21 protein-coding genes and 1 pseudogene are annotated in these 21727 nt (G+C 40.9%); 19 read left to right on the top strand and 3 right to left on the bottom strand.

What is annotated here, in order from left to right; all coding sequences use genetic code 11:
- Positions 1 to 13: 13 nt before the first annotated feature.
- From HCJ55_RS00300 to pyrE, 4 genes and pseudogenes are all read left to right on the top strand, one after another.
- Positions 14 to 781: pseudogene (locus HCJ55_RS00300) on the top strand (dihydroorotate dehydrogenase electron transfer subunit); the annotation flags it as partial.
- Entirely contained in the window at positions 778 to 1692 is a 915-nt protein-coding gene (locus tag HCJ55_RS00295) for a dihydroorotate dehydrogenase (RefSeq protein ID WP_008948173.1), read from the top strand. The pseudogene HCJ55_RS00300 and the gene HCJ55_RS00295, both read left to right, overlap by 4 nt.
- Complete coding sequence (gene pyrF / locus HCJ55_RS00290) at positions 1689 to 2390, top strand: orotidine-5'-phosphate decarboxylase (protein ID WP_185516594.1); 702 nt, start codon at positions 1689 to 1691, stop codon at positions 2388 to 2390. Before HCJ55_RS00295 ends, pyrF begins: the two co-directional genes overlap by 4 nt.
- Positions 2387 to 3016 (top strand): orotate phosphoribosyltransferase, encoded by a 630-nt coding sequence (pyrE, locus tag HCJ55_RS00285; protein WP_185516592.1) that lies wholly within the window; start codon positions 2387 to 2389, stop codon positions 3014 to 3016. Before pyrF ends, pyrE begins: the two co-directional genes overlap by 4 nt.
- Positions 3017 to 3055: 39 nt before the next feature.
- Here the strand turns inward: pyrE and HCJ55_RS00280 are convergent, their stop codons facing one another.
- Together HCJ55_RS00280 and fbpA are read right to left on the bottom strand one after the other, a co-directional pair.
- Positions 3056 to 3655: a short chain dehydrogenase gene (locus HCJ55_RS00280; RefSeq protein WP_185516590.1), complete on the bottom strand. Its 600-nt coding sequence runs from the start codon at positions 3653 to 3655 to the stop codon at positions 3056 to 3058.
- A gap of 87 nt (positions 3656 to 3742) precedes the next feature.
- The gene (gene fbpA, locus HCJ55_RS00275) at positions 3743 to 5455 is read right to left on the bottom strand and encodes an Rqc2 family fibronectin-binding protein FbpA (protein ID WP_185516588.1); all 1713 of its coding nucleotides are present in this window, start codon (positions 5453 to 5455) and stop codon (positions 3743 to 3745) included.
- 156 nt (positions 5456 to 5611) lie between these two features.
- On the opposite strand from fbpA, the gene HCJ55_RS00270 reads away from it, so the two are divergent.
- The 12 genes from HCJ55_RS00270 (at position 5612) to HCJ55_RS00215 (ending at position 18371) form a co-directional block, all read left to right on the top strand.
- Positions 5612 to 6487 (top strand): YicC/YloC family endoribonuclease, encoded by an 876-nt coding sequence (locus HCJ55_RS00270; protein ID WP_185503917.1) that lies wholly within the window; start codon positions 5612 to 5614, stop codon positions 6485 to 6487.
- A gap of 18 nt (positions 6488 to 6505) precedes the next feature.
- Complete coding sequence (gene gmk, locus HCJ55_RS00265; protein ID WP_185516912.1) at positions 6506 to 7123, top strand: guanylate kinase; 618 nt, start codon at positions 6506 to 6508, stop codon at positions 7121 to 7123.
- Positions 7123 to 7326, top strand: a complete 204-nt coding sequence (gene rpoZ, locus HCJ55_RS00260; protein ID WP_003762944.1) for a DNA-directed RNA polymerase subunit omega — start codon at positions 7123 to 7125, stop codon at positions 7324 to 7326. The genes gmk and rpoZ overlap by 1 nt, the downstream gene beginning before the upstream one ends.
- 152 nt (positions 7327 to 7478) lie before the next feature.
- Positions 7479 to 8678 (top strand): bifunctional phosphopantothenoylcysteine decarboxylase/phosphopantothenate--cysteine ligase CoaBC, encoded by a 1200-nt coding sequence (gene coaBC, locus HCJ55_RS00255; RefSeq protein ID WP_185516586.1) that lies wholly within the window; start codon positions 7479 to 7481, stop codon positions 8676 to 8678.
- A 4-nt stretch (positions 8679 to 8682) separates the two neighbouring features.
- The gene (gene priA, locus HCJ55_RS00250; protein ID WP_185516584.1) at positions 8683 to 11076 is read left to right on the top strand and encodes a primosomal protein N'; all 2394 of its coding nucleotides are present in this window, start codon (positions 8683 to 8685) and stop codon (positions 11074 to 11076) included.
- A 13-nt stretch (positions 11077 to 11089) separates the two neighbouring features.
- Positions 11090 to 12028 carry a methionyl-tRNA formyltransferase gene (gene fmt / locus HCJ55_RS00245; protein ID WP_185516582.1) on the top strand — a complete coding sequence of 313 codons (939 nt, stop codon included), beginning with the start codon at positions 11090 to 11092 and terminating at the stop codon, positions 12026 to 12028.
- The gene (gene rsmB / locus HCJ55_RS00240; RefSeq protein ID WP_185505960.1) at positions 12029 to 13363 is read left to right on the top strand and encodes a 16S rRNA (cytosine(967)-C(5))-methyltransferase RsmB; all 1335 of its coding nucleotides are present in this window, start codon (positions 12029 to 12031) and stop codon (positions 13361 to 13363) included. It begins immediately after the preceding gene.
- Between the two features lie 22 nt (positions 13364 to 13385).
- Positions 13386 to 14144, top strand: a complete 759-nt coding sequence (locus tag HCJ55_RS00235; protein ID WP_008948163.1) for a Stp1/IreP family PP2C-type Ser/Thr phosphatase — start codon at positions 13386 to 13388, stop codon at positions 14142 to 14144.
- Positions 14141 to 16108, top strand: a complete 1968-nt coding sequence (gene pknB / locus HCJ55_RS00230) for a Stk1 family PASTA domain-containing Ser/Thr kinase (RefSeq protein ID WP_185516580.1) — start codon at positions 14141 to 14143, stop codon at positions 16106 to 16108. The genes HCJ55_RS00235 and pknB overlap by 4 nt, the downstream gene beginning before the upstream one ends.
- An 18-nt stretch (positions 16109 to 16126) precedes the next feature.
- Positions 16127 to 17002 (top strand): ribosome small subunit-dependent GTPase A, encoded by an 876-nt coding sequence (gene rsgA, locus HCJ55_RS00225; RefSeq protein WP_185502078.1) that lies wholly within the window; start codon positions 16127 to 16129, stop codon positions 17000 to 17002.
- 2 nt (positions 17003 to 17004) lie between these two features.
- Positions 17005 to 17661: a ribulose-phosphate 3-epimerase gene (gene rpe / locus HCJ55_RS00220; protein ID WP_008948160.1), complete on the top strand. Its 657-nt coding sequence runs from the start codon at positions 17005 to 17007 to the stop codon at positions 17659 to 17661.
- Between the two features lie 65 nt (positions 17662 to 17726).
- Positions 17727 to 18371 (top strand): thiamine diphosphokinase, encoded by a 645-nt coding sequence (locus HCJ55_RS00215; RefSeq protein WP_008948159.1) that lies wholly within the window; start codon positions 17727 to 17729, stop codon positions 18369 to 18371.
- A 96-nt stretch (positions 18372 to 18467) separates the two neighbouring features.
- Here HCJ55_RS00215 and rpmB read toward each other — a convergent pair whose 3' ends face one another.
- Complete coding sequence (gene rpmB, locus HCJ55_RS00210) at positions 18468 to 18656, bottom strand: 50S ribosomal protein L28 (RefSeq protein WP_003720131.1); 189 nt, start codon at positions 18654 to 18656, stop codon at positions 18468 to 18470.
- A gap of 296 nt (positions 18657 to 18952) precedes the next feature.
- Between rpmB and HCJ55_RS00205 the strand changes: the two genes are divergently transcribed.
- The 3 genes from HCJ55_RS00205 to sdaAB are packed head-to-tail and all read left to right on the top strand — an operon-like array spanning position 18953 to position 21692.
- Positions 18953 to 19318 carry an Asp23/Gls24 family envelope stress response protein gene (locus HCJ55_RS00205; protein ID WP_008948158.1) on the top strand — a complete coding sequence of 122 codons (366 nt, stop codon included), beginning with the start codon at positions 18953 to 18955 and terminating at the stop codon, positions 19316 to 19318.
- A gap of 14 nt (positions 19319 to 19332) precedes the next feature.
- A complete protein-coding gene (locus tag HCJ55_RS00200; RefSeq protein WP_185516579.1) occupies positions 19333 to 20991 on the top strand; it encodes a fatty acid kinase ATP-binding subunit FakA in 1659 nt (552 codons plus the stop codon).
- Between the two features lie 38 nt (positions 20992 to 21029).
- Positions 21030 to 21692 carry an L-serine ammonia-lyase, iron-sulfur-dependent subunit beta gene (gene sdaAB / locus HCJ55_RS00195; protein WP_008948156.1) on the top strand — a complete coding sequence of 221 codons (663 nt, stop codon included), beginning with the start codon at positions 21030 to 21032 and terminating at the stop codon, positions 21690 to 21692.
- The last annotated feature ends 35 nt before the right edge of the window (positions 21693 to 21727 follow it).

Raw genomic sequence — 21727 nt, 5'->3', positions numbered from 1 at the left:
GAAACGGGGTGGAACCGTGTTACAGACGGAAATGAAAGTCATTCAGCAAACCGAAATTGCAGATAAAGTATACGAATTAATTTTAACAGGGGAATGTGTAGCCGATATGTCACCAGGACAGTTTTTAATGCTGAAACCGAGTCGTTCTGATTTGCTCATGAGACGACCGATAAGCATTTGTTCTTACGATAAAACGGCGCAGACATGCATTTTGCTCTACCGGGTAGAAGGAGATGGGACGAAAGATTTTAGCCTGCTTTCGGGAGGGGATACTATCGATGTGTTAGGTCCGCTTGGAAAGGGCTTCGATATTGATACGACTCCCGCGCCAAAAACCGCTCTTTTAATCGGGGGTGGAATTGGTGTCCCTCCTATGTACCAACTCGGCAAAGAGTTAGCTGAAAAAGGCGTAGAAGTCACGTTTGTAAATGGGTTCCAATCTGCGAAAGATAGTTTTTATGCAAAAGAAATGACAGCATATGGCACGGTGCATATTGCGACAGTGGATGGATCGCTTGGAACACAAGGTTTCGTCACAGATATTACGAAAAATTTCCCAGAAGAACCAGATGTCATCTACAGTTGCGGACCAAAAGCGATGCTCCAAGCAGTGAAAGCTAGTTTTCCAGAAACGAAAACGTATCTTTCATTAGAAGAACGAATGGCTTGTGGCATCGGGGCTTGTTACGCCTGTGTTTGTCCAAAAGCGGATGATACGAACAAGCAATTTAAAGTGTGCGAAGATGGTCCAGTTTTTCGTGCGGATGAGGTGAAGTTATGAACCGATTAGCTGTAGAAATTCCCGGATTATCGCTGAAAAATCCGATTATGCCAGCATCAGGATGTTTTGGCTTCGGACAAGAATATAGCAAATACTACGATTTAAATGAACTTGGCGCGATTATGGCCAAAGCTGTAACACCAGAACCTAGACTAGGAAATCCTACCCCGCGAGTAGCCGAAACCGCGAGTGGAATGCTTAATGCCATCGGTTTGCAAAATCCAGGTTTGGAACATGTTTTAGCCCACGAACTTCCATTTTTAGAACAATTTGAAACACCGATTATCGCCAATGTGGCGGGTGCAACAGAAGACGATTATGTTCAAGTGTGCGCCCGAATCGGCGAATCCAAAGCAGTGAAAGCCATCGAACTTAATATTTCCTGTCCAAATGTGAAGCACGGCGGTATCGCATTCGGAACAGATCCAGAAGTAGCGCACCGTTTAACCAAAGCTGTGAAAAGTGTCGCCAGTGTGCCAGTTTACGTGAAGCTATCACCCAATGTGGCAGATATAGTTTCCATCGCCCAAGCTATCGAAGCGGCCGGGGCAGATGGGCTGACGATGATAAACACCTTACTCGGCATGCGCATTGATTTAAAAACAAGAAAACCAGTTATCGCAAATGGTACCGGTGGACTTTCTGGCCCCGCGATTAAACCAGTCGCAATCCGAATGATTCACCAAGTCCGCGCCGTAAGTAATATCCCAATCATCGGCATGGGGGGCGTGCAAACAGTGGATGATGTGCTAGAATTTTTAATCGCCGGAGCAGATGCAGTAGCAGTAGGCACAATGAATTTCACCGACCCATTTATTTGCCCGAAATTAATCACTGAACTGCCAAAACGAATGGATGAACTCGGCATTTCTTCCCTACAAGAACTGAAAAAGGAGCGAGCAACTCAATGAATAAACCCATTATCGCGCTAGATTTCCAAACTTATGAAGAAGTAGAGAGTTTTTTAGCCCAATTTTCCGGAGAAAGTTTATCTGTCAAAGTCGGCATGGAACTTTTTTATAGCAACGGTCCAGCCATAGTTGAAAAAATAAAACAACAAAATCATGCCATTTTCCTAGATTTAAAACTCCACGATATCCCGAACACTGTCAAAAGCGCGATGATTGGCTTGGCAAAATTAGGCGTTGATATGGTCAATGTGCATGCAGCTGGCGGAAAGAATATGATGGAAGCAGCTCGAGAAGGCCTTGAAATAGGTTCCAGGAGCGGTAAACGTCCAAAAATTATCGCAGTGACGCAACTAACAAGTACAAGCGAATCAGACATGAAAAGTGAACAATTAATAAAAACGAGCCTGCTTGAGTCCGTGTTACATTATAGCGATTTAACGAAACAAGCAGGGCTAGATGGCGTCGTTTGTTCCGCGCTCGAAGCAGAAGCCATCAAACAACAAAATGGCGCTGATTTTTTACGCGTAACACCAGGTATTCGCCTAGCAAGTGATGCAGCAGACGATCAAATCCGTGTCGTAACACCGGAAAAAGCGCGTTTGATTGGATCTTCAAACATTGTCGTTGGTCGCTCCATCACCCGCGCAAATGACCCAGTAGCAGCATATAATCAAGTTTTAAAGGAGTGGAATGCATGAGTATCGAAAAACAAGTAGCTGAACAATTACTAGAAATCAAAGCCGTATTTTTAAAACCAAATGATCCATTTACGTGGGCGTCAGGAATTAAGTCACCAATATATTGTGACAATCGCCTCACATTAGGCTTTCCAAAAGTTCGCCAGTTTATCGCCAAAGCACTTGTGGAAAAAATCAAGGAAACTTTTGGCGAAGTTGATGTTGTTGCAGGAACCGCGACAGCTGGAATTCCACATGCTGCTTGGGTGAGCGACTTACTAGATTTACCAATGGTCTACGTTCGTTCAAAAGCAAAAGAACATGGCAAAGGGAACCAAATCGAAGGACCAATCGCTAAAGGCCAAAAAGTAGTCGTAATTGAAGACTTGATTTCGACAGGTGGAAGCTCACTTAAAGCAGTGGAAGCACTAGAAGAAGCGGGAGCAGAAGTCGTTGGGATCGCGGCCATTTTTACATACGGATTAGATAAAGGGAAAAAGTTGCTGGAAGAAGCGGGTACAAAACTAGTAACACTGACGAACTACGACGAGTTAATTGAAGTAGCTTTAAGTGAAAATTACGTGACAGCCGAAGATATGGCCACGCTAAAAGAATGGAAGAAAAGCCCGGAAAACTGGGGGAAATAAAAAGAAGCTCACCATAATATAGGTGAGCTTCTTTTTCTATTAATATACTTTATAACTTTCGCCAGTTTGCGCACCAAAAACACTTTTCTCGAACGCACGAGCGGCTTTTGCAGCTGGAACTGGTATGAATCCTTGGAAAAAAGGCTCTAATTTATCCCAAGATTCTTCTAAAACGTTCGGGCTCACCGTATTAATCCGAATTCCGCGCGGCATTTCAATCGCAGCAGATTTAGCAAAAGCAGTCACCGCGCCATTTGCCATTGCAGCAGAAGCCCCTTGAACAATTGGATCTTCCATCATAATTCCAGTAGTAAGCGTGAAACTGCCATGATCATTCAATGAATTAATACCAAGTAAAACGAGATTAATCTGACCGCCTAATTTACTGCTAATTGTCACCGCATTTTTCTCAGGCGTTAATTCCGTTAAAGGTGAAAAAGTGGCACTGCCTGTTGCTGAAACTATCGCATCGACTTTGCCAACTTGGGCATACATTTTTTTAATACTATCGATACTCGTAATATCCACCGTAATATCGCCGCTATGTCTACCCGCAGTAATCACATCGGCTTTCTTCTCCAAACGGTCTTTCACCGCAGAACCAAGCGTACCAGATGCACCGATTAATAAAATTTTCATTCCTCTATCATCCTTCCAATAAAAAAGTAAAGTCAGTTAACATCTACCCTAAAAGTGAAAAGAAAAAACGGCTCCGAGAAGGAACCGTTAATTTTTTAAGGCTAACACAAGCTTTTCATCTGGCGTAACAAAATAAGTCGTTTGATTATCGTAAATGACATAACCGGGCTTGGCGCCATTTGGTTTTTTAACGTGTTTTACGAGCGTGCCATCAACGGGAACGGTGGCAGATAGACGCGCTTTTGAGTAGTAAGCGGCAATCATCGCAGCTTCTGTAATCGACGTGTCATCGGGGGTACTCGACTGAATCACTACATGGGAACCAGGCAAATCTTTCACGTGGAACCAATATTCATTATTTCGAGCCAGTTTATTCGTTAAATAGTCATTTTGTTTATTGTTTTTCCCGACTAAAATCGTTAAGCCAGTCGAAGAGGTATATTTTTCCGGAGTAGGTAAAGTGGCTTTTTTACGGCTACCTTTTTTCTGTTTATAACGCAAGTAACCTTGTTCAGCGAGTTCTTGGCGGATTTCTTCCACATCTTGCGGACCGGACGTTTCTAGTTGAGACTCAACAGACTCTAAATAAGTAATTTCTTCTTTTGTCAGTTCGATTTGCTCTTTCACCACTTCGACGGCATTACGCAGTTTTTGGTAACGGCTAAAGTAACTTTGCGCATTGGCAGATGGTGTTTTTCGAGTATCAAGTGGAATCGTCATTTTTTTCATATCATCGTAAAAATTTTCGACGGTGATTTCTTCCATGCCGCGTTCCATTAAATGTAAGTTGGCAGTAAGCAGTTCGCCTTGGATGCGGTAAACATCTGCTTTTTCTGTTTCGAGTAAAGTATTTTCAAGTTTTTCGATTTTCAGTCTACTACGAGCCAGTTCATTGGATAATAGTTTTTCCAAATCATGCGCGAATTGGTGGACGCGATCACGACGCGCTTTGCCGATATAAAAATGGTCTAGAAGAGTACTCAAGTTGGCGAATTCCGTAAGCTCCGCATCGACATGACGGAGCGGGAAGAAATAGTAATCTTCTTTATTTTGGATGCGCCACTCGTTTGGAACAGCTGCACTTCCTAGATGGTCGTTCACAAGTCCCATTACTTCAAAAAAGGCAGCGACAAGCGAATCTGCCGTTAAGTTTCCAGCGCGAAACACAATTTCCCGAGCAAGCAAAGGGCTGAATCCCGCAAAGTTTTGGACGAGCTGTTTATCAATTCGACCCGCTGGAAAATCAAGTCTATCCAGAATTTGCTCCGAAGTAACCTCGAATGGATTCAGTTTATCCGTTGCTGGTGGTAAAACATACGTCGCTCCCGGTAAAAGTGTTCTGTAGCTATTTTGTGCTGGAGAAACGTGTTTAATACAGTCAACAATGACATTTTTCGCGCGGTCAACAAGGGTGATATTACTATGACGCCCCATGATTTCTACGAATAAATCACAAAAACGATTTTCGCCAATATCATCTTTGCCGCGAATACTAAATTGTAAAATCCGTTCATTTGGAAGTTGCGTAATTGACTCAATAATCGCGCCTTCTAAATATTTCCGGAGCAACATACAAAACATTGGCGGCGTTGCTGGGTTTTCAGGAATATCATCCGTCCACTGAATGCGCGCATAGCTAGGATGCGAGGAGATAAGTAGACGTTTATTTTCACGGTTTTTTCGAATATATAAAACAAGTTCATGCGAAAACGGTTGGTGGATTTTCATAATGCGGCCACTTTCTCCGTGTTCGGCAAGTTCTTCGGTCATGGATTTTAAAAACATTGCATCAAACGCCATTAGTTATTCATTCCTTTGTGAGTTAGTTACTTTCTATTTTAACATACATTCCGAAAATGTATTGTATGCAAGGAGTAGCTTTGGTATAATAAGAAGTCAGAACAAATTTCAAGTAATCTTAGAGGGAACTTTAAGTTATGAAAGGTGTCTTGCCAAATGGTGAAAAGCATGACGGGATTTGGGCGTGCTACGAAAGAATTTGAAGCGTTCAAAGTAACCATTGAATTAAAAGCAGTCAACCACCGCTACTCCGAATTCCTTTTTCGGATGCCAAAGCAGCTCGCTTATTTAGAAGGGAAATTAAAAAAGACCGTAAGTAAGCAAATCAAACGTGGTAGAATTGAATGTTTCTTTTCCATCACAGGAGAGCAAATTTCAAAACGTGAACTACATATTGATTGGGACCTCGCAGACAGCTATTACCGTTTTATCAAACAAGCAAGCGCTAGATATGAATTACAAGAATTACCGACTATGAGCGATTTACTACAAGACCAAGCGTATCTTTCTATTGAGGAAGACGCGGAAGCAAGCAGCGAATTAGAACGATTGGTTTTAGAAACACTTGCCCGCGCAACCGAGCGATTAGACGAGATGAGAAGTATCGAAGGCGCAGAATTACTGCTTTATTTCAAACAACATCTTACTGCACTCGAGAACAGCTTGGAAATCATTCAAGCCGAAATTCCAAACACAGAAAAACATTATCAAGAAAAAATTGAAACCCGTTTACAGAACGTTGTAGGCGAACAATTTGATCCTAGTATCGTTCTTACGGAAGTCGCATTGCTGCTTGAAAAGGCAGATATTAACGAAGAAGTCGAACGAACAAAGAGCCATTTAAAACAATTTTATGGTATTATTTTACTCGAAGAACCAATTGGTCGGAAGCTGGATTTTCTTATTCAAGAGATGAACCGCGAAATCAACACGATTGGATCCAAAGCTAGTTCGCTGAAAATCACCGAACAAGTGGTGGAAATGAAAACGACGCTAGAAAAAATTCGAGAGCAAGTGCAAAATGTGGAATGATATGCAGGAGGGGAAATGATGACAGAAAGAGGACTGTTAATCGTACTTTCAGGTCCATCTGGAGTAGGTAAAGGAACTGTTCGGGAAGCTGTTTTTAAAGATCCAGAAACAAGTTTTGATTATTCTATTTCCATGACAACGCGTCTTCCTCGTGAAGGCGAACAAGACGGGGTCGATTATTATTTTCGTTCGCGAGAAGTTTTTGAACAAGCTATTGAAGACGGAAAAATGTTAGAATATGCAGAGTACGTCGGTAATTATTACGGCACTCCGCTTGAATATGTCGAGGAAAAACTAGCCGCAGGAGTGGACATTTTTCTCGAAATTGAAGTACAAGGAGCAATGCAAGTTCGAAAAGCGATGCCAGAAGGAATTTTCATTTTCTTAACGCCACCAGATTTATCCGAACTAAAAAACCGGATTATCGGTCGCGGCACAGAGTCGATGGAAGTTGTTGAGGAACGCATGGAAACAGCGAAAAAAGAAATCGAAATGATGGCGTCTTATGATTATGCTGTGGTGAATGATGTTGTAGCAAACGCCGTACAAAAAATCAAAGGCATCGTCGAAACAGAACACTTAAAAACTGAGCGAGTAATTCATCGCTACAAAAAAATGTTGGAGGGATTACAATGATGTTATATCCATCAATTGATAATTTATTGTTAAAAATCGACTCAAAATATTCGCTAGTTACAGTGGCCGCCAAACGTGCGCGCTACATGCAATTAGAAAATGATAAAGGCGTATTGCCAAGCTACCAATCAGACAAATTTGTTGGTAAAGCGTTAGAAGAAATTCACGCTGGAAAATTAGTTTTACAAAACGACGAAAAATAAGCCAAACTGCTCCGCTTCATTGCGGGGCTTTTTTGTTAGTTAGACGCATCAAAAAAATAAGCGGAAATGTCGTTTCTTCATGGTTTTGTCCTGTCTTAATTTAAGGTATAATGGAAGTAATGATTTTTATATTAAAATGAGGTGACTTATCGATGCAAGGGAAAAATATCTTACTCGCAGTGTCTGGTGGCATTGCTGTTTATAAAGCAGTCGCACTTACAAGCAAATTAACGCAAGCAGGCGCAAACGTCAAAGTCATGATGACCGAGCACGCACAGGAATTTGTTCCGCCGCTTTCGTTCCAAGTATTATCCAAAAATGACGTATATACCGATACCTTTGACGAAAAAAAATCTAGCGTAGTCGCGCATATCGATTTAGCCGACTGGGCTGATTTAGTTATTGTCGCACCAGCAACTGCAAACGTGATTGGCAAAATGGCTAATGGCATCGCGGACGATATGGTAACAACGACTATTCTTGCAACCGAAGCCCCAGTTTGGGTCGCACCTGCAATGAATGTCCATATGATCCAGCACCCAGCAGTCATTCGAAATATTAACCAATTATACGCAGATGGAGTCCGTTTTATCGAGCCAGAAGAAGGTTACTTAGCATGTGGCTACGTTGGCCGCGGTCGCCTCGAAGAACCAGAAAAAATCGTTCTCCGTATTGCTGAATTTTTTCAAGAAGATAAAGACTTGTTACGCGATAAAAACGTGCTAGTCACAGCCGGCGCGACTCGCGAAAAACTAGATCCAGTACGCTATTTCACCAACCATTCCACGGGAAAAATGGGCTTTAGTATTGCAGAATCCGCAGCTCGTCATGGCGCAAACGTTACACTCGTTACGACAAGCAAGGCACTTCCCGTACCGCCTGGCGTAGAAGCAATTTATGTTGAATCCGCAGAAGAAATGTATCAAGCTGTGGATGAACGCAAAGTCGCGCAAGATGTCTTTGTGATGACCGCAGCAGTTGCCGATTACACGCCGGCAAACGTTTCAGACCAAAAAATCAAAAAACAACCAGGCGATTTTACGATTGAAATGAAACGAACAAAAGACATTTTACTCGAAATCGGGCAACATAAAACAGCCGAGCAAGTCGTGATAGGCTTTGCCGCTGAAACAGAAAATTTAGAAGCAAATGCCCTCAAAAAACTAACATCGAAAAACGCCGATATGATTGTCGCAAATAATATTAGCGAAGCTGGCGCAGGTTTTTCTGGAGATACGAATATCGTGACCTTTTATCGTAAAGATGGTTCTAGCGTAGCGTTACCGATACTAGACAAAAAAGAAGTTGCTGAACATATCATCGAAGAAACTGCTAACTTTTTAAGGAAGTGAACGAATGATTAATATTGCGAAAGTGATTGTGGACGTTCCAGCCATGCAAGTGGATCGTCCATTTGATTACTTTATTCCAGAAGATTTAGAAGAACTTATTCGCTCTGGTATGCGTGTAAGTGTCCCCTTTGGAAATCGTAAAATACAAGGATTTGTCATTGCCCTTGGTGAAACAGAAGAAAATCCGAAATTAAAAGGAATTGACGGGGTGATGGATTTAGCCCCAGTTTTAAACGAAGAATTGATGGAACTTGGCGACTGGTTAGCGGAAGATACGCTTAGTTTTCGCGTCTCTGCTTACCAAGCCATGTTGCCAGCTGCTCTCCGGGCGAAATATGAAAAATATTTTTTGCGGTTAGACGAGGAAAACGAAGAACTAGAACAGCTATTTGAAGGTTATGAAACGCTTGACTGGAAAGTAGCAGAAGCACGCGGTTTGCTCAAACAAATTGGCAAATGGGTGCGAGAAGGCGGCGTCGAAGTTGTCTACCAAGTGAAAAATAAAATCACCAACAAAAAAGTGCGCGTTGTGAGCTGCCTAAAAGCACCACACCAACTAGCTGAAATAATAGAAGATATGCCGAAAAATGCCAAAGCACAATCGCGCGTACTCGCATTTTTCCAAGCATTTGAAGGCACAGAAATTACCGCTGTTGACCTGAAAAAACAAGCCGAAACAACCGATACAACCATCAAAAAACTAGCAGACCTAGGTTTACTCACTATCCAAGAAAAAATCATTTCGCGCGACCCATACGAAAACCACCAATTTGAAAAAAGTGAATCGCTTGAGTTACTACCAGATCAACAAACAGCTTGCGAGAAAATTAACGCCGCAAAAGAGCAAGAAACTTTCTTAATTCACGGGGTTACCGGAAGTGGGAAAACCGAAATCTACTTGCAAACAATCGAAGCCAAATTAAAAGAAGGCAAAGAAGCCATCGTCCTAGTACCAGAAATTTCTCTTACCCCGCAAATGGTCGAACGGTTCAAAAGTCGCTTTGGGAGTGAAGTTGCCGTCTTACATAGCGCACTTTCTTCTGGAGAAAAGTACGACGAATGGCGCAAAATCGAACGAAAAGAAGCGCGTGTGGTTGTAGGCGCTCGTTCCGCCGTGTTTGCCCCATTTGAAAATCTCGGTATTATCATTATCGATGAAGAACATGAAGCGAGCTATAAACAAGAAGATAATCCGCGCTATCATGCAAGAGACGTAGCGATTTGGCGGGCAACAAAATACCAATGTCCAGTCGTTCTCGGAAGCGCCACCCCGTCACTTGAATCTTTTGCAAGGGCGAAAAAGGGTGTTTATACGTTAATTGAATTGCCGAGCCGGGTCAATGATCGCGCAATGCCTGAAGTGAATGTGGTGGATATGCGCGAAGAATTACGCAAAGAAAACCGCACCGAATTTTCCACGGAATTGCTAGAAAAAATCAAAGACCGAATCGTCAAAAAAGAACAAACGGTTTTAATGCTGAATCGCCGTGGTTATTCTTCCTTTGTAATGTGCCGGGATTGCGGTTATGTCTTGGAATGCCCGAACTGTGATATTTCACTCACTTATCATCAATCGAGCAACCAAATGAAGTGTCATTACTGTGGTCATGAAGAACGTGTCCCGCAAAAATGCCCAAGTTGCGAAGGCGAACATATTCGCTATTTTGGAACAGGCACACAAAAAGTAGAAGAAAGCCTAACAAAATTAATTCCAGAAGCCCGCGTTATTCGAATGGATGTTGATACAACTCGAACAAAAGGCGCCCATGAAAAGCTACTCAATAGCTTTCGCAATCACGAAGCGGATATTTTGCTCGGAACACAAATGATTGCCAAAGGGCTGGATTTTCCAGATATTACTTTAGTCGGCGTATTAAATGCTGATACGATGCTCCATTTACCAGACTTCCGCGCCTCAGAACGAACTTTCCAATTACTCACACAAGTAAGCGGACGAGCAGGGCGCCACGAACGAACCGGTGAAGTAGTCGTGCAAAGCTACAATCCAGAGCATTACAGTATTGAATTCGCCAAAAAACACGATTTTATCGGCTTTTATAATCACGAAATGCAACTACGAAAAATGGGCTCTTACCCGCCATTTTATTACTTAACAATGATTAATGTTAGCGATGAAAATGAAATGAAAGCCATTCGCACTATTCAAGAAATGGCCCAATTTTTACGAGGGAAGTTAGGTCCTGACGCTGTTATTCTTGGCCCTGTACCGAGCACCATCACCCGAATCAAAAACAAATATCGCTATCAATGCATCATAAAATATAAAATCGAACCCAACTTAAAAAAAGAACTAAAAACCTTAATCACCCATTATCAAAAAGACCAACAAAAAGGCTTAACGATAACGATTGACGTACAACCTTACGTATTAATGTAAAAGGAGTAAACCAATGACAAAAATTATTTTTATGGGAACACCAGCATTTTCCGTCCCGGTTTTAGAACAATTAGCCGGCGCGTATGATGTTATTGCAGTGGTTACCCAACCAGACCGACCAGTGGGGCGCAAACGAGTGCTAACACCTCCGCCTGTCAAAAAAGCCGCTTTAGAATTAAATATCCCAGTTTATCAACCAGAAAAATTACGCACATCTAGCGAACTAGAGGAACTTATTGCGCTTGAAGCGGACTTGCTTGTAACAGCCGCATATGGCCAAATTTTGCCGAATAGTTTACTAGAATCGCCTAAACACGGCGCCATCAATGTCCACGCGTCACTTTTACCAGAATATCGTGGTGGTGCTCCGGTTCATTATGCACTGCTTGACGGGAAAACGGAAACAGGCGTGACTATCATGTATATGGTAGAAAAACTGGATGCTGGCGATATGATTAGCCAGCGCAAAATTCCAATTACAGACGAAGATAATACTGGCACGATGTTCGATAAATTAAGCGAACTAGGCGCGGAATTATTAATGGATACACTCCCAGACTTTTTAGCCGGGAAAATCACCGCTATCCCACAAGACCCAGAAAAAGTAACGTTCGCGCGCAATATTTCCAGAGAACAAGAAAAAATCGACTGGACAAAACCGGGACGTAGTATTTTCAATCAAATTCGCGGACTGTCTCCTTGGCCAGTTGCTTATACAACTCTCGAAGAAAAACCGTTTAAAATCTGGGAAGCAACGTATGAAGCGACAATAACAACCGGTGAACCAGGGACAATTTTAACGGATAAAACCACGCTTAAAATCGTTACAGGCGACGGCACACTTATCGTACCAACAGTAATCCAACCAGCAGGAAAACCGAAGATGGATATTCATTCATTCATGTCCGGTGCTGGCAGAAATCTAAGCAAGACGACAAGGTTTGGTGAATAAATGAAAAAACAAAAAACAGTTCGTGCAATTGCACTCGAACTCATCATTAAAATCGAAAATAATCAATCATACAGCCATTTATTAATTAATGATGCGCTCAAAAAACAGAAGTTAAACCCGCTTGATAAAGGTTTACTGACTGAATTAGTATACGGAACAACACAGCGCAAAATCACGCTAGATTACTATTTAGCGCCGTTTCTAAATAAAGAACCAGATAACTGGGTGAAAAATTTACTAAGAATGTCCGTTTACCAATTAACTTTCTTAGATAAAGTTCCTGAACATGCGATTTTAAATGAAGCAGGCGATATTGCAAAAGACCTTGGGCATCAAGGCGTAACAAAATTCGTCAATGGTGTGCTTCGCAATGTTATTCGTAAAGGCGTTCCAAGTATCGATGCAATTAAAGATCCCGTGCAAAAAATTGCCGTCGAAACAAGCTTGCCAGAATGGTTAGCGAAACGATGGGCAGATCAATATGGTCTCGAAAAACTGCGCGAAATCGGCCTAGCATTCCTAGTGGCGCCGCACCAAAGCATACGCGTTAATCAAACAGAAATTCCTACCGAACAATTAATCAAAGAACTAAACGACCAAGGAATCTCTGTGACCCGTAATGAATTTATCGACGAAGCTTTACTTGTTGAAAAGGGTTCTGTAGCAGAAACAAAAGCCTACAAAGACGGCAAATGTAGCATCCAAGACGAAAGCTCAATGCTCGCAGCTTATGCACTTCAACTGGAAGACAATTTAACCGTATTAGATGCTTGTGCTGCACCAGGCGGGAAAACAACCCATATCGCAGAGAAAATGCACGGTACGGGTATGGTTCATGCGCTGGATATCCACGAAAAGAAAACCAAATTAATTGATCAAGCTGCAAAACGATTGCAATTACTTAATATTCGTACAGCCCATTTAGATGCAAGAACTGCGAGTACGATGTTTGAACCTGAAACTTTTGACCGGATTTTAGTCGATGCGCCGTGCTCTGGCTTTGGTGTTTTACGCAGAAAACCAGACATTAAATACGCAAAAACGGAAAAAGATATTCACAAATTAGCAGAAATTCAATTAGCAATTTTAGATGATGTTAGCCAATTGGTAAAAGAAAATGGTATATTAGTTTATAGTACATGTACCATTGATAAGGAAGAAAATGAAACAGTTCTCCGTGCTTTCCTAGAAAAGCATCCGGAATTTAAAATAGAACCTGTTGTACTTCCTGAAAAATTGGCGCAAATCAAGAAGGACGATTATATTCAACTTTTACCGACAGATATTGGAAGCGATGGTTTCTTCGTTTCTAGCCTTAGAAAAGTGAAGTCCTGAAAAATTAGTGAGGTGCTTTTAAATGCATGCAGAATTTAGAACAGATAGAGGCAGAATAAGACATCATAATGAAGACAATGGTGGCGTTTTTGAAAATAAAGACAACCAGCCAATTGTCATTGTTGCAGACGGCATGGGTGGTCACCGCGCAGGAGACGTGGCGAGCGAAATGGCTGTTCGTTTACTAAGCGACGCATGGAAAGAAACGACCGCACTTTTGACCGCGGAAGAAATTGAAACGTGGCTTCAAAAAACAATTCAAGAAGTCAACAAACAAATTGTCCTTTATGCGGAAAGTGAAATGGACCTAAATGGTATGGGGACAACGCTTGTAGCCGCAATTATGGCTCAGTCGCAAGTCGTTATCGCTAATGTTGGAGATAGTCGTGGTTATTTACTTCAAAATAACGTACTGCGCCAACTAACCGAAGATCATTCGCTCGTACATGAACTTCTTAGAACAGGTGAAATCAGCAAAGAAGATGCCATGAATCACCCACGGAAAAATATTCTTTTACGCGCACTTGGAGTAGAAGGAAAAGTAGAAGTTGATACGTTTGTCGTACCTTTTCAAACGAGCGATACGTTACTGCTTTGTTCCGACGGCTTAACCAATATGGTTCCTGAAGTGGAAATGGAAGAAATTTTAAAAAGTAAACGAACTCTTTCCGAAAAAGCAGATGTATTTATTACAAAAGCGAATTCATATGGAGGAGAAGATAATATTACCGTGCTGTTAGTCGAACGAGATCTGACGCAGAAAGGGAGGGACGCTTCATGATGATTGGTAAGCGATTAAGTGATCGATATAAGATTTTACATGCAATAGGCGGCGGCGGAATGGCCAATGTGTATTTGGCGCATGATATTATTCTTGATAGAGACGTTGCAGTGAAGATTTTACGCATTGATTTAGCAGATGAGAGCAACCTTATTCGTCGATTCCAACGAGAAGCTCAATCGGCAACGAGTTTAGTTCACCCTAATATTGTTAGTGTGTACGACGTTGGTGAAGAAAATGATTTACATTATATTGTTATGGAGCATGTGGACGGAATGGACTTGAAACAGTACATTCACGAAAATCACCCAATCAGCTATGACAAAGCAGTCGATATTATGTTACAAATCGTTTCTGCTGTTGCCATTGCCCATCAACATCATATTATTCACCGCGATTTAAAACCGCAAAATATTTTAATTGATCATGATGGCGTTGTGAAAATTACCGATTTTGGGATTGCAATGGCACTTTCTGAAACATCAATTACGCAAACCAATTCCTTACTCGGCTCTGTTCATTATTTATCTCCAGAACAAGCACGCGGCGGGATGGCGACTCAAAAATCAGATATTTATTCGCTAGGAATCGTTTTATACGAATTATTAACTGGAAAAGTACCTTTTGACGGCGAATCAGCAGTTTCAATTGCGATTAAGCATTTGCAAGCAGACATCCCGTCCGCAAGAGCACAAAATCCAGAAATACCACAAAGCCTAGAAAATATTATTATTAAAGCAACGGCAAAAGATCCATTTTTACGTTACCAAAACGCAGAAGAAATGGAAAAAGACTTGCAAACATGCCTAAATCCAGACAGACTAAACGAGCCTAAATACGTTTTCCCAACAGATGATGGTGATACGAAAGCTATTCCAATCATCGCGACGAAAGAAACGATGAAAAATCTCGACAAAACCATTGTCCCAGAAGGAAAAGTAGCAGCAGCTGAAACGACACCAGATGAGAAAAAAGGCAAGAAAAAGAAAAAAATGAGCAAGAAAAAGAAAATTGCTATCATCGTTTCGTCGGTTATCGCCATTTTTGCCATTGCGATTTTACTACTTTGGCTTCTTGGTAAAAGTCCAGACGAAGTAGCTGTACCGGATGTTTCTGGTAAAACAGAAGACCAAGCAGTTGCACTTCTTCAAAAAGAAGGCTTTGTCATCGGGAAAACCGCCGAGAAAAATAGCGATGAAGTTGCGGAAGGAAAAGTCATTAATACCGACCCAGCAGCAGGCGAAATGAAAGAAAAAGGAACAAAAATCAATTTATTTGTAAGTAATGGTTCGAAAAAAATAACAATGGAAAACTACACTGGTAGAAGCTATACCGATACAAAAGCGTTACTTGAGCAACAAGGTTTTAAAAATATTTCGTCCGAGGAAGCTTATAGCTCCGAAGTTGGCAAAGGCATGATCATTAGCCAAACACCGACGCAAGGAACCGAAGTAGTAGCTAAGTCGACTAATGTGAAGTTTGTTGTAAGTAAAGGCGCAGAGCCAATTACGCTAAAAGACTTACGAGGTTACACGAAAACTGCTGTAGAAGATTATGCATCATCTCTTGGATTAAAAGTTTCCAGTAAAGAAGAAAACTCTGATTCTGTTGAAAAAGGACAAGTGATTTCGCAGTCCCCATCAGCTGGATCAAACGTTTCTGCGGGAGATACGATTGAAATCGTCATTTCTGCTGGGCCGAAAGAAAAACAAGTCAAAGAAGTAACAAAAACATTTAACATCGCCTATACACCGAGCGATGAAGAAAATCCACAACCACAGAAAATCCAAATTTATATTCAAGATAAAAACCACAGCATGACAAGTTCTTACCGAGAATTGACGATTACACAAAACACTTCGGTAGAAATCACGTTCCAAATTGAAGAAGGTTCTAGTGCAGGTTATAAAATCATGAGTGATGGTAAAGTAATCGATGAAGGCACAGTCCCTTATCCAAAATAAAAATAGAACGGAGGAAATGTGCTGGAAGGACAAATTATCAAAGCGTTGAGCGGATTTTACTATGTATTTTCAGAAGGAAATGTCTACCAATGTCGAGCACGGGGGAATTTTAGAAAGCGAAATATTTCCCCGCTTGTTGGCGACGATGTAGAATTTCAAATCGAAAATAAAACGGATGGTTATATTTTAGATGTGATGTCCCGGGAGAATGCCCTTGTGCGTCCTCCTGTGGCAAACATCGATATCGCAATTTTAGTATTTTCAGCAGTAGAACCCGATTTTTCCACGAATCTAGCGGACCGTTTTTTAGTGGCGATTGAAAAAGAAGACATCAAGCCCGTTATTTGTATTAGCAAAATGGACTTAGCGTCAGACACGGAAAAAGAACAGATTGCGGTCTATAAAGATATTTATGAAAATATTGGTTATGATGTGTTCGTAACAAATGATGAGCCAGATAAAGAAGCGATTAAAGACTACATCAGCGGCAAAATCGCAGTAATCGCTGGACAATCAGGTGTTGGGAAATCTACTTTGTTAAATAGTTTAAATAGCGATTTAACTTTAAAAACAGCAGAAATTTCGAATTCACTTGGTCGTGGGAAACATACGACGAGACATGTTGAACTGATGCCAATTGGTGATGGTTTTGTCGCCGATACACCTGGCTTTAGTTCGATTGAATGGGATGATTTACAACCAGAAACACTACAATTTTGTTTTCCAGAAATAGAAGACCGTCGTAGTGGTTGTAAATTCCGCGGTTGTATGCACGAAAACGAGCCTAACTGCGCAGTTAAAACAGCTGTTGAAGCTAATGAAATAGCAGAATTTCGTTATAAACACTATATCCAAATTTTACAAGAATTAAAAAACAGAAAGCCGAGGTATTAAGAATGGGAAAAATAGCTCCTTCGATTTTAAGTGCAGACTTTGCAAATCTTGCGAGAGATATTAAAGAAGTAGAAAATTGCGGCGCAGACTACATCCATATTGACGTTATGGACGGACATTTCGTTCCAAATATTACATTTGGTCCTGCTGTTGTTAAGGCAATTCGTCCGGAAACCAAACTACCACTTGATGTTCATTTAATGATTGAAAACCCGGATACGTATATTCCAGAATTTGCAAAAGCAGGCGCGGACTATATTACTGTACATGTCGAAGCTTGCACGCATCTTCACCGCACGTTACAACTAATCCGTTCTTATGGTGTAAAAGCAGGAGCAGTACTTAATCCAGCAACACCGATTGACGTTTTACAACACGTTTTAAATGAACTTGATATGGTTTTATTTATGACAGTAAATCCCGGTTTTGGCGGTCAAAAATTTATTCCAGAAGTGTTGGAGAAAATTAGTGCTTTCAAAAAAATCGTGGACGAAAAAGGTTTAGACATCGAAATTGAAGTGGATGGCGGCGTGGATCACGACACAGCAAAATTATGTCGCGACGCTGGTGCCAATGTATTTGTAGCAGGTAGTTACATTTACGGCAATAAAAACCGTCAAACACCAATTGATAAATTACGTGCCATTGTAGGAGAGTAAGTCGACTTAGGCTGGGACCATCAACCGTTCCAGCCTTATTTGTTAGGAAAGAAGGGGACACAAAAATGAAGATAATTCATATTATGGTTGGTGGACCCGCGTCAGAAATTCCTGATTTAAAGCAATATACGAATGCAGATATTAGTTGGGTTGGCGTGGACCGCGGAGCCAAACGGTTATTAGATAGAGGCATTGTCCCAGCGATTGCGATGGGTGATTTTGACTCACTGACAACAGAAGAATTAGCAGATTTAAAAACAAAAGTAGACGAAGTACTTGAATTTCCCGCTGAAAAAGATGAAACAGATACGGAAATCGGCTTAAGTTGGGCGATGGAACAACATCCAGATGTAATACGTATTTTTGGAGCTACAGGAGGACGCTTAGACCATTTACTCGCGAACCTAATGATGTTAACCAAACCACGTTTTCTAGCAGCTGTGCCAGTCGTAGAATTGATTGACCGCTATAACTACATCAAAATGTACACACCAGGAAGCTACACGATTGAAAAATTACCAGACAAAAAATACGTCGCCTTTACAACGATGAAAGATGTGACAGGCCTTACATTAAAAGGGTTTGCCTATCCACTTGATAACGCTACGTATCCAGTCGGTTCGGCGCTTTCTAGCAATGAATTTGTCGAGCAAGTAGGAGAATTTTCTTTTACAAGTGGAATGATTTTATTAACGCAAAGTAATGATTAATAAGAAATGCAGGCGCACGTGGCCTGTGTTTTTTTATTTTTAGACAAAGAAAAAATGCACCGACATAATTGTCGCTGCACTTGATTTCTCCTTCAATTAAACGCGTTCCACTTTACCAGATTTAAGCGCACGAGCAGATACCCAAACTTTTTTAGGTTTGCCGTTAACCAGAATCCGTACTTTTTGCAAGTTAGCTTTCCAAGTACGTTTGCTGGAGTTCATTGCGTGGGAACGTTTGTTACCGGAACGTGATTTGCGGCCTGTAATAACACATTCTTTAGCCATAGTTTACCCCTCCTTACAGAGCTCTTCGGATAACTTATTTAAAATAACCTATCCATTTGTTTTTCATACACTAGAATAATTTATCATAAACAAGTATACTTTGCAAGAGGATAAGCGAAAATAGTGCAAAGAATTTTTACTTGACAGCATAAAAGTAGCTTTAATCAAGCAAATTGAGGATATGCTTTCCAAAGGGCCGTGATTATAGTAAAATAGGTAAGGACGACTTTATAATCAAATAAAATCAATAATAAAAATAATCGAACGAGAATATAATCCACAAGGAGGAATATAGAATGGCAATTGAAATCGACACAAAGCTTGGCAAAATCGATATTACTAGTGATGTGATTGCAACAATCGCTGGCGGAGCTGCCGAAGAAAACTTTGGTATCGTTGGAATGGCAAGTAGACATCAAATTCGTGATGGTTTAACAGATATTCTTAGAAGAGAAAATTATACAAAAGGTGTTATCGTAAGACAAGAAGACGAGGGTATACATATCGACATGTATATCATTGTTAGCTTTGGAACAAAAATCTCCGAAGTAGCGCATAATGTACAAGAGCGCGTAAAATACACACTAGAAAAAACACTCGGTATTACAGTGGAATCAGTGAATATTTATGTTCAAGGTGTCCGAGTAATCAAGGAATCATAAGGAGGATTATGTAAGTGAGTATATATCAGTTAGACTCAGAGAAATTTGCAGCAATGATAGCACTTGGAGCAGAAAATTTAGCAAAAAATGCTGATTTTGTAGATTCATTAAATGTCTTCCCGGTTCCAGATGGTGACACGGGAACAAACATGAATCTATCAATGACAAGTGGAGCAGAAGAAGTTGCGAAAAATGATAAAGAAACAATTAGTGCCGTTGGAGCAAACTTAGCGAAAGGCCTGCTAATGGGTGCCCGCGGGAATTCCGGCGTTATTTTATCCCAACTTTTCCGTGGTTTTTCGAAATCCATTGAAAACAAAGAAACCTTAAATGCCGAAGAATTTGCCGCTGCTTTTGTAAAAGGCGTTGAAACGGCTTATAAAGCAGTTATGAAACCAGTTGAAGGAACAATTCTTACTGTTGCTCGTGAAGCTGCGAAAGCGGGCGTTGCAGCAGCAAATGAACACAAAGAAATCGAATTAGTGATGGAAGCCATTTTGAAACAAGGGAAAGTAGCTTTAGAAAAAACACCTGATTTACTTCCAGTGTTAAAAGAAGTTGGCGTTGTCGATAGTGGCGGCCAAGGCCTTATCATTATTTATGAAGGATTTTATGGCGTACTAACTGGCAAAATGGCAGAAGCACCTGACTATATGGCATCTATGGGTGAATTGATCAATGCGGAACACCATCGCCATGTGCAAGACTTTATGTCGACAGAAGATATTCATTTTGGTTACTGTACCGAAATTATCGTTAAAATTAACGAAAACAAACCAGGCCTAAAACCTTTTGATGAAGAACAATTCCGTCAAGATTTAAGCAAACTGGGTGATTCTTTACTTGTAGCTGCTGATGATGAAGTAGTTAAAGTACACGTTCACGTTGAACATCCGGGCGAAGTACTAAATTACGGTCAACAATACGGTAGCCTCCTTAAAATGAAAGTGGAAAATATGCGTGAACAGCATAATGAAATTGTTGGCGATGATAAAGCGCTAGCGAAAGAAAAAGCTCCATATGGTATCGTTACAGTCTCAGCTGGAGAAGGATTGAAGAAACTATTTGAAAGCATGGGCGTATCCGTAGTTCTTTCTGGTGGTCAAACAATGAATCCAAGCACAGAAGATATCGTAAAAGCAATTGAATCGGCAAACGCAGAACAAGTATTTGTTCTTCCAAATAATAAAAATATCCAAATGGCTGCGGAACAAGCGGCACAACTTTTAGGTGATGATAAAGTACAAATCATTCCTACAAAAACGATTCCACAAGGACTTACTGCTGTTCTTTCATTCCAAGCAGATCAAGACTTCTTGACGAATGCAGAAGCGATGAGAGCGGCCATTGAAGATGTTGCGAGCGGTCAAGTAACAACAGCCGTGCGTGATACAACAGTAGAGGGTGTCGAAATTAAAAAAGACAACTTCATCGGTATGGTCGAAGGTAAAATCAAAGTCAGCTGTGCTACATTAGCAGAAGCAGCTTACGAAACGTTAGAAAAACTACTAGACGACGATAGTGAAATCGTTACAATCATTGTTGGTGAAGATTCTGATGTTGCAAAAGCAGAAGAATTAGCTGATAAAGTAACTGAAGCATTCCCGGATGTAGAAGTAGAAATTCACGAAGGTGACCAACCCGTTTATCCGTATATTTTTGCTGTAGAATAAGGGCTTGTTTTAAATGAATAGAAGAAAGGATGATTTTAGTGAAATTTAATAGCGTGTTTGATATTATTGGTCCCGTAATGATTGGTCCATCAAGTTCTCATACTGCCGGTGCTAGTCGTATTGGTGCCATTGCGCGAGCTGTTTTTAATGAACAACCATCCCAAGTAGATATTCATTTATATGGTTCTTTTGCTAAAACATACAAAGGTCATGGAACAGATGTGGCGCTTATCGGTGGATTGCTTGGTTTTGAGCCAGATGATCCACGGATGAAAGAATCACCGCAACTGGCCGAAGAATGGGGCATGCGCATCCAGTTTATTGAAGAAGTGGAAGAGCCACCTCATCCGAACACCGTAAAATTAGTGCTCAAGCATGGTATGCAACAAATGACCTTAATTGGCGCATCGATTGGTGGCGGAAAAGTAGAAATTATTCGCTTGAACGAATTTGAACTAGAATTCACTGGAACTGCTCCAGCTATCCTTATTTTACATCAAGACAAATTTGGCGCGATTGCTGCAGTTTCTTCCGTAATTGCTGACCATAAAATTAATATCGGTCAAATGAAAGTATCCCGCAAAGTAAAAGGCGACGAAGCGTTAATGGTAATCGAAGTGGATCAACAAGTTGAACAAGCTTTAATTAGCAAAATTGCTGAATTACCAGGGATTTATCAAGTAGCAAGTGTCATGATTTAATAGGTTTGGTACTTAATCGCTAGTAAATCGGTGGC

It is taken from the genome of Listeria marthii, assembly GCF_014227425.1.
Lineage (GTDB): Bacteria > Bacillota > Bacilli > Lactobacillales > Listeriaceae > Listeria > Listeria marthii.
This window is presented reverse-complemented; position numbering and strand designations above follow the sequence as displayed.

What these genes read in the sequence shown, in the direction of transcription:
- HCJ55_RS00295 (WP_008948173.1), top strand. Translation starts at nt 778, where the DNA reads ATGAACCGATTAGCTGTAGAAATTCCCGGATTATCGCTGAAAAATCCG.
- pyrF (WP_185516594.1), top strand. Translation starts at nt 1,689, where the DNA reads ATGAATAAACCCATTATCGCGCTAGATTTCCAAACTTATGAAGAAGTA.
- pyrE (WP_185516592.1), top strand. Translation starts at nt 2,387, where the DNA reads ATGAGTATCGAAAAACAAGTAGCTGAACAATTACTAGAAATCAAAGCC.
- HCJ55_RS00280 (WP_185516590.1), bottom strand. Translation starts at nt 3,655, where the DNA reads ATGAAAATTTTATTAATCGGTGCATCTGGTACGCTTGGTTCTGCGGTG.
- fbpA (WP_185516588.1), bottom strand. Translation starts at nt 5,455, where the DNA reads ATGGCGTTTGATGCAATGTTTTTAAAATCCATGACCGAAGAACTTGCC.
- HCJ55_RS00270 (WP_185503917.1), top strand. Translation starts at nt 5,612, where the DNA reads ATGGTGAAAAGCATGACGGGATTTGGGCGTGCTACGAAAGAATTTGAA.
- gmk (WP_185516912.1), top strand. Translation starts at nt 6,506, where the DNA reads ATGACAGAAAGAGGACTGTTAATCGTACTTTCAGGTCCATCTGGAGTA.
- rpoZ (WP_003762944.1), top strand. Translation starts at nt 7,123, where the DNA reads ATGTTATATCCATCAATTGATAATTTATTGTTAAAAATCGACTCAAAA.
- coaBC (WP_185516586.1), top strand. Translation starts at nt 7,479, where the DNA reads ATGCAAGGGAAAAATATCTTACTCGCAGTGTCTGGTGGCATTGCTGTT.
- priA (WP_185516584.1), top strand. Translation starts at nt 8,683, where the DNA reads ATGATTAATATTGCGAAAGTGATTGTGGACGTTCCAGCCATGCAAGTG.
- fmt (WP_185516582.1), top strand. Translation starts at nt 11,090, where the DNA reads ATGACAAAAATTATTTTTATGGGAACACCAGCATTTTCCGTCCCGGTT.
- rsmB (WP_185505960.1), top strand. Translation starts at nt 12,029, where the DNA reads ATGAAAAAACAAAAAACAGTTCGTGCAATTGCACTCGAACTCATCATT.
- HCJ55_RS00235 (WP_008948163.1), top strand. Translation starts at nt 13,386, where the DNA reads ATGCATGCAGAATTTAGAACAGATAGAGGCAGAATAAGACATCATAAT.
- pknB (WP_185516580.1), top strand. Translation starts at nt 14,141, where the DNA reads ATGATGATTGGTAAGCGATTAAGTGATCGATATAAGATTTTACATGCA.
- rpe (WP_008948160.1), top strand. Translation starts at nt 17,005, where the DNA reads ATGGGAAAAATAGCTCCTTCGATTTTAAGTGCAGACTTTGCAAATCTT.
- HCJ55_RS00215 (WP_008948159.1), top strand. Translation starts at nt 17,727, where the DNA reads ATGAAGATAATTCATATTATGGTTGGTGGACCCGCGTCAGAAATTCCT.
- rpmB (WP_003720131.1), bottom strand. Translation starts at nt 18,656, where the DNA reads ATGGCTAAAGAATGTGTTATTACAGGCCGCAAATCACGTTCCGGTAAC.
- HCJ55_RS00205 (WP_008948158.1), top strand. Translation starts at nt 18,953, where the DNA reads ATGGCAATTGAAATCGACACAAAGCTTGGCAAAATCGATATTACTAGT.